Genomic DNA, 5,734 nt, shown 5'->3' with positions numbered 1-5,734 from the left:
GTGGCAGAGTGGTCGAATGCACCGGATTCGAAATCCGGCGTACAGTTTCAACTGTACCGAGGGTTCGAATCCCTCCTTCTCCGCCACAAATTGAAAAGCCCGGCACCGCCGGGCTTTTTCTTTGGGCGCTCGCCTGCGTCAGGCCGACAGACGCTCCAGCCCGCCCATGTAGGGGCGCAACACCTCGGGCACGGTCACACTGCCGTCGGCGTTCTGGTTGTTTTCCAGCACAGCCACCAGCGCACGGCCGACGGCCAGGCCGGAGCCGTTGAGGGTGTGCACCAGTTCGTTCTTGCCCTGGGCGCTCTTGAATCGGGCCTGCAGGCGGCGCGCCTGGAAGGCCTCGCAGTTGGAGACCGAGCTGATCTCTCGGTAGGTGCCCTGCGCTGGCACCCAGACCTCCAGGTCGTAGGTCTTGGTCGCACCAAAGCCCATGTCGCCGGTGCACAGGCTCATCACCCGGTACGGCAGACCCAGCTTCTGCAGGATGGCTTCGGCGTGGCCGGTCATTTCCTCCAGCGCTTCGTAGCTCTTTTCGGGGTGCACGATCTGCACCATCTCGACCTTGTCGAACTGGTGCTGGCGGATCATGCCGCGCGTGTCGCGCCCGGCGCTGCCGGCTTCGGAACGGAAGCACGGCGTGTGCGCCGTCATCTTGATCGGCAGGTCGGCTTCGGCCAGCACGGTGTCGCGCACCACGTTGGTCAACGTCACTTCGCTGGTGGGGATCAGGTACAGCGCCTGGGTGTCGGGCATGTCTTCGCCCTCCTGCCCACCCTTCTTCACCGCAAACAGATCGCCTTCGAACTTGGGCAGCTGACCGGTGCCGCGCAGCGTCTCGCCGTTGACGATGTAGGGCGTGTAGCACTCGGTGTAGCCGTGCTGCTGGGTCTGCGTGTCGAGCATGAATGCGCTGAGCGCACGGTGCAGGCGGGCGATGGGGCCGCGCATGAAGGTGAAGCGCGAGCCAGCCAGCTTGGTGCCCGTGTCGAAGTCCAGACCCAGCTGCTCGCCGATGTCCACGTGGTCGCGCACTTCAAAGTCGAAGCTCTTCGGTATGCCCCAGCTGCGCACCACCACGTTGCCTTCTTCGCCCGCACCGACCGGCACGCTCTCGTGCGGCAGGTTGGGCACGGCCAGCAGCAGGTTCTGCAGCTCGCCCTGGATCACGTCCAGCCGCGCGGCCGAGGCTTCCAGCTCCGCCTTCATCTCGCCCACCTGTGCCATCACAGCGTCGGCTTCGGCGTGTTGCCCTTTGCCCTTGAGCATGCCGATCTGCTTGCTCAGGCTGTTGCGTTGCGCCTGCAGGGCTTCGGTGCGGGTCTGCAGCGCCTTGCGTTCGTGCTCCAGCGCCTGGTAGGCGGTGACGTCGAGGTAGGGCTGCGGGTTCTTGCGGGTTTCCAGGCGCGCCACCACGGCGTCCAGGTCTTTGCGGAGTTGAAGGATGTCTAGCATGGAAGGATTGTAGGTACCCCCTGCGCCGCCTTCGGCGTCACCCCCCAGGGGGCGCCAGCTGCGGCCCGGCAAAGCCGGTTCCGCGCTGGCCTGGGCTGGGCCGGCTGCGCATGGGTGAGATCAATGAATATGGTCGATGGCGCCATCGCCGTCACCGTCGATCTTCAGACCCTTGGGCAACGGGAACTTGATGGTCTCGGTGATGCCGTCGAGCTTGCGCACAGCAATCGCGCCCAGCTCGCGCAAGCGGTCAATGACCTGCTGCACCAGGATGTCGGGCGCAGACGCGCCGGCTGTCAGGCCCACGCGCTGCTTGCCGTCGAACCATTCGGCCTTGAGCTCGCCCGCGTTGTCGACCATGTACGCCTCTGTACCCAGGCGGTGCGCCACCTCGCGCAGTCGGTTGCTGTTGCTGCTGGTGGGACTGCCGACCACGATCACGATGTCCACCTGCGGGCTCAGCAGCTTGACGGCGTCCTGCCGGTTCTGCGTGGCGTAGCAGATGTCCTGGTGCTTGGGCTCGCGCACCTTGGGAAAGCGCGCCTTCACGGCGGCCAGGATACCGGCGGTGTCGTCCACGCTCAGCGTGGTCTGGGTCACCACGGCCAGCAGATCGGTCTGCCGGGGCTGTACCTTGGCCACGTCGTCGATGTCCTCGACCAGGTGGATACCCTCGCTGAGCTGACCCATGGTGCCTTCGACCTCAGGGTGCCCCTTGTGGCCGATCATGAGGAACTCGTAGCCCTCCTTGAACAGCTTGGCCACCTCGACGTGCACCTTGGTCACCAGCGGGCAGGTGGCGTCGAAGATGCGAAAGCCCCGGCGCTCGGCCTCTTTCTGCACCGCCTGGCTCACGCCGTGGGCCGAGAACACCAGCGTGGCACCGGGCGGCACCTCGTCCAGATCCTCGATGAAGATCGCGCCTTTGTCCTTCAGGTCGTTGACCACGTAGGTGTTGTGCACGATCTCGTGGCGCACGTAAATGGGCCGGCCGAACTTGGCCAGCGCGCGCTCGACGATCTCGATCGCGCGGTCCACACCGGCACAGAAGCCGCGTGGCTCTGCTAGAAGGACTTCAGCCCCCACGCTACCCACTTCGTGTGGTTCGCTGCCCCCCGAGAGGGCCCTTGCTTGCTTGGGGCGGCCCGGCGCAGCGCTCGATTCTTCGCTCATCAGAGGACTCCGATCAACTGCACTTCAAACTTGACCGGCTGCCCGGCCAGCGGGTGGTTGAAGTCGAACAGCACCGCGCCGTCCTCGCGCACCTCCACGGCCGATCCGGCGTAGCTGCCCAACCCGTCTGGCGTGGGGAACTGCACCACATCTCCGGCGGTGTACTTCTCGTGCGGGTCGCCCAGCTCGTTGAGCAGTTTGCGCGCCACCCACTGGACCATCTCGGGCTGGCGCTCGCCAAAGGCTTCACCGGCCGCGAGTTCGATCACCGAGGTCGTGCCCTCTTCCAGGCCGATCAGGCGCTGCTCGATGGCGGGGGAGAGCTCGCCGGCACCCAGGCTCAGCGTGGCGGGCTGCCCCTGCGCGAAGGTGTCGATCACCACCTTGCCCTGCGGGCCGGACAAGCGGTAGTGCAGGGTGAGAAAAGAACCTTCTTGGACGTGCGGCATGGACGGAATGGGGATGAAGTGCAGCCCGGCGAGCGTGCCGGGGGGCGCAGGCGATCGAAACGGCGCTGCGAGCAAAGACCGCTATTGTAAAAAGGGGCCGCACACAGGGAGGACACGCACATGGATGGCCCCGCCACGACCGCGCCCAACACCGGCCTGAAAAGCCTGCCGAGCGATGCGCGCCCGCGCGAAAAGCTGCTGGCCCGCGGCCCGTCGGCCCTGAGCGACGCCGAACTGCTGGCCCTGCTGCTGCGCACCGGCATGGCGGGCAAACACGTGCTGCAGCTGGCGCAGGAACTGCTGGACCGCTTCGGCGGCGTGGGCGGCCTGCTGCACACCGGGGCCGATGCGCTCAAGGTCATCAAAGGCCTGGGCCCGGCCAAGCGCGCCGAGGTGGTGGCCGTGCTGGAACTGGCCCGCCGCGCGCTGGCGCAGGAACTGCAGCAACGCCCCCTGTTCGACAGCCCCCAGGCCGTGCGCCACTACCTGCAACTGCAACTGGGCGCGCGCACGCACGAGGTGTTCTGCGTGATGTTCCTGGACAGCCAGAACCGCCTGCTGGCCCTGGAAGAGCTGTTCCGCGGCACGCTGACGCAGACCAGCGTCTACCCGCGCGAAGTGGTGTTGCGCGCCCTGCACCACCACGCCGCCGCCGTGGTGCTGGCCCACAACCACCCCAGCGGCGAGGCGCGCCCCTCGCGTGCCGACGAATCGCTCACCCAGTCGCTCAAGGCCTCGCTGGCGCTGGTGGACGTGCGGGTGCTCGACCATTTCATCGTCACGCGCGACCAGGCGGCGTCGATGGCAGAGCTGGGGCTGGTCTGACCCGGTTCTTCCGGCACATTTCAGATGCCCCGCCCCAGGGGCCGGCTGGCATAAGCTTGTGTGGCATTGGCGGGCGTGGTGTGCACCAACGGGCCGCCTAGCGTCAAACCCATCAGGAGGAAACCGTGAAACCGTTCGTGCTTCGGGCCCATTTGCGAAGCCCCATCATCCGCCGGGGTTACGTCACCCTGGACGCCCTGCTCATGGCCACGCTCGCACGTGGCGATGTGTCTGACCTGCTGCGCTGTGACCGGGATTTGTACCTGGCCAGCTCGGGCTTCTGCGTCGACGCAGTGGCAACGCAGAAGGCGTCGTTCGTGGCGAGCATGCGACCCGAACATTCACCACACTGGCTGGATCTGCTGCAGTCCAACACCAAAGACGGTGACTTGCGCATCGGGCTGTCCCGGCAACGCGAAGCCGGCAACATCCTCAACGGCTACACGGCCACCGTCGCCTCCGCCATCGAGTGGTACGCCACAGGGCACGCCACCGCTGTGCTCGCGGTGATGCAGCCGGTCCGCTTCATCGGCAAGAAGCGCTCGGCCGGGTACGGTGAGGTGAGCCGGTGGGAAGTGCAAGACGGACAGCTGGACGGTCTGGTGGGCTACGACGGCGAACCCCTGCGCCCGGTGCCCACCGACCGCTGGACCGAAGGCGGCGACTGGATTCCGATGGAAGCCGCCTGGAAGGCGCCGTACTGGGACGTTCGCAACCGGGACCGCTGCTTCGTCCCGACCGAGATCTGAACATGAACGGCCCCGAATTCTTCATGCAGCACGCCGGCTACCGGCTGCTGCCACCACCACTCAAAACAGCCGATGCAGTCGCAGATGCCGACACCCTGTTCGGGACGGCCTTGCCCCTGAACACCGGCAAGACCCTGCGGCTGTCCTCGTGCTGGATGGTTGTCACACCCGCTTGGACGGCCACCAGCTTCAAGGCCCTTCCCGAAGCGGGCTTTCGCCACGACATGGAGCGACGGACCGCGATCCACGATGCGCTCAAGGCGGGTCAGCCCTGCGTGTTGCTGGCCCTGGGCAAACGCACCATGACCGCCCGCGATTTGTTCGTCACCTACGACCCGCGCGCCGCCCGACTGTGCAGCGAGGGCGAGGTCAAAACCTTTGATGCCACCCAGGAGAAGACATGGACATCGTGATCGACAAACCGGCTCGCGTTCGGGGCTACGCCCTGCACCGCATCGTCGAACAGTTCCGCAACGGCAAACCAGCGCTCTGGGCCGACGAAGGCTCGCAGGTGCGCATCCGCCCTGAAGAAGCCGTGCCACCCGACTACCCGGTGGGCAAGCTGCTCGCCTTCACCACCACCGCCTGCGTGTCGTACGCCAGCGGGCACAAGAACCGCTACCTGCCGCTGGAAGACTGGCGTGGCCGGCGCGAGTGGCTGGACAAGCGCGCCACCCGGCACGGTTTCGAGATCGTGGGCGTGCACGTCTCCCCCGGCTCGCAGAAAGTCGAAACACACGACGGACGCCGCTTCACCCTCGACGCCACCGAATTCACCGGTCTGCTCAAAGTGACCGACCCCCAGGCCTTTGCCAACTGTCTCGTCAAAGGCATCGGTCGCGTCGGCAGCGCCTTCGGCCTGAACCTGCTCATCGTCCAGTAAATCCAGGGAGTTCCCGTATGACACAGCACCACACCATCACCGCTGACCTGCACATCCAGACCCTCCAGCCGCTGACCTTCACCCACCATGGCACCGACGGTCTACCCCTGCTCACCCGAGGCGTGGACGTGGAAGGCCGCCACCAGCGGACCGTGTTCATTCCCGCGGCGCAACTGCGAGGCCGGTTGCGTCACGAGGCC

At 66.3% G+C, this 5,734-nt stretch carries 8 protein-coding genes; 5 read left to right on the top strand and 3 right to left on the bottom strand.

Going from position 1 to position 5,734, the window contains the following annotated elements; genetic code table 11:
- Positions 1-138: 138 nt before the first annotated feature.
- From serS to ACR2JA_RS12250, 3 genes are all read right to left on the bottom strand, one after another.
- Entirely contained in the window at positions 139-1,455 is a 1,317-nt protein-coding gene (gene serS / locus ACR2JA_RS12260; RefSeq protein WP_434009362.1) for a serine--tRNA ligase, read from the bottom strand.
- Positions 1,456-1,575: 120 nt separating this feature from the next.
- Positions 1,576-2,628 carry a 4-hydroxy-3-methylbut-2-enyl diphosphate reductase gene (gene ispH / locus ACR2JA_RS12255; RefSeq protein ID WP_434009361.1) on the bottom strand — a complete coding sequence of 351 codons (1,053 nt, stop codon included), beginning with the start codon at positions 2,626-2,628 and terminating at the stop codon, positions 1,576-1,578.
- A complete protein-coding gene (locus ACR2JA_RS12250) occupies positions 2,628-3,077 on the bottom strand; it encodes an FKBP-type peptidyl-prolyl cis-trans isomerase (RefSeq protein ID WP_434009360.1) in 450 nt (149 codons plus the stop codon). The genes ispH and ACR2JA_RS12250 overlap by 1 nt, the downstream gene beginning before the upstream one ends.
- A 120-nt stretch (positions 3,078-3,197) precedes the next feature.
- Between ACR2JA_RS12250 and radC the strand changes: the two genes are divergently transcribed.
- The 5 genes from radC to ACR2JA_RS12225 form a co-directional block, all read left to right on the top strand.
- Entirely contained in the window at positions 3,198-3,902 is a 705-nt protein-coding gene (gene radC, locus ACR2JA_RS12245) for a RadC family protein (RefSeq protein WP_434009359.1), read from the top strand.
- 125 nt (positions 3,903-4,027) lie between these two features.
- On the top strand, positions 4,028-4,651 hold the full coding sequence (locus tag ACR2JA_RS12240) for a hypothetical protein (RefSeq protein ID WP_434009358.1): 624 nt from the start codon (positions 4,028-4,030) through the stop codon (positions 4,649-4,651).
- Between the two features lie 2 nt (positions 4,652-4,653).
- A complete protein-coding gene (locus ACR2JA_RS12235) occupies positions 4,654-5,064 on the top strand; it encodes a hypothetical protein (RefSeq protein WP_434009357.1) in 411 nt (136 codons plus the stop codon).
- A complete protein-coding gene (locus ACR2JA_RS12230) occupies positions 5,052-5,534 on the top strand; it encodes a type I-E CRISPR-associated protein Cas6/Cse3/CasE (RefSeq protein WP_434009356.1) in 483 nt (160 codons plus the stop codon). The genes ACR2JA_RS12235 and ACR2JA_RS12230 overlap by 13 nt, the downstream gene beginning before the upstream one ends.
- Before the next feature lie 17 nt (positions 5,535-5,551).
- Positions 5,552-5,734: hypothetical protein (locus ACR2JA_RS12225; RefSeq protein WP_434009355.1), on the top strand; the 183-nt coding region annotated here is incomplete at its 3' end.

It is taken from the genome of Hydrogenophaga sp., from assembly GCF_051007235.1.
Lineage (GTDB): Bacteria > Pseudomonadota > Gammaproteobacteria > Burkholderiales > Burkholderiaceae_C > Hydrogenophaga.
Note: the sequence above shows the minus strand (reverse complement) of the source record. Positions and strands in the feature narration are given on the sequence as shown.

What these genes read in the sequence shown, in the direction of transcription:
- serS (WP_434009362.1), bottom strand. Translation starts at nt 1,455, where the DNA reads ATGCTAGACATCCTTCAACTCCGCAAAGACCTGGACGCCGTGGTGGCG.
- ispH (WP_434009361.1), bottom strand. Translation starts at nt 2,628, where the DNA reads ATGAGCGAAGAATCGAGCGCTGCGCCGGGCCGCCCCAAGCAAGCAAGG.
- ACR2JA_RS12250 (WP_434009360.1), bottom strand. Translation starts at nt 3,077, where the DNA reads ATGCCGCACGTCCAAGAAGGTTCTTTTCTCACCCTGCACTACCGCTTG.
- radC (WP_434009359.1), top strand. Translation starts at nt 3,198, where the DNA reads ATGGATGGCCCCGCCACGACCGCGCCCAACACCGGCCTGAAAAGCCTG.
- ACR2JA_RS12235 (WP_434009357.1), top strand. Translation starts at nt 4,654, where the DNA reads ATGAACGGCCCCGAATTCTTCATGCAGCACGCCGGCTACCGGCTGCTG.
- ACR2JA_RS12230 (WP_434009356.1), top strand. Translation starts at nt 5,052, where the DNA reads ATGGACATCGTGATCGACAAACCGGCTCGCGTTCGGGGCTACGCCCTG.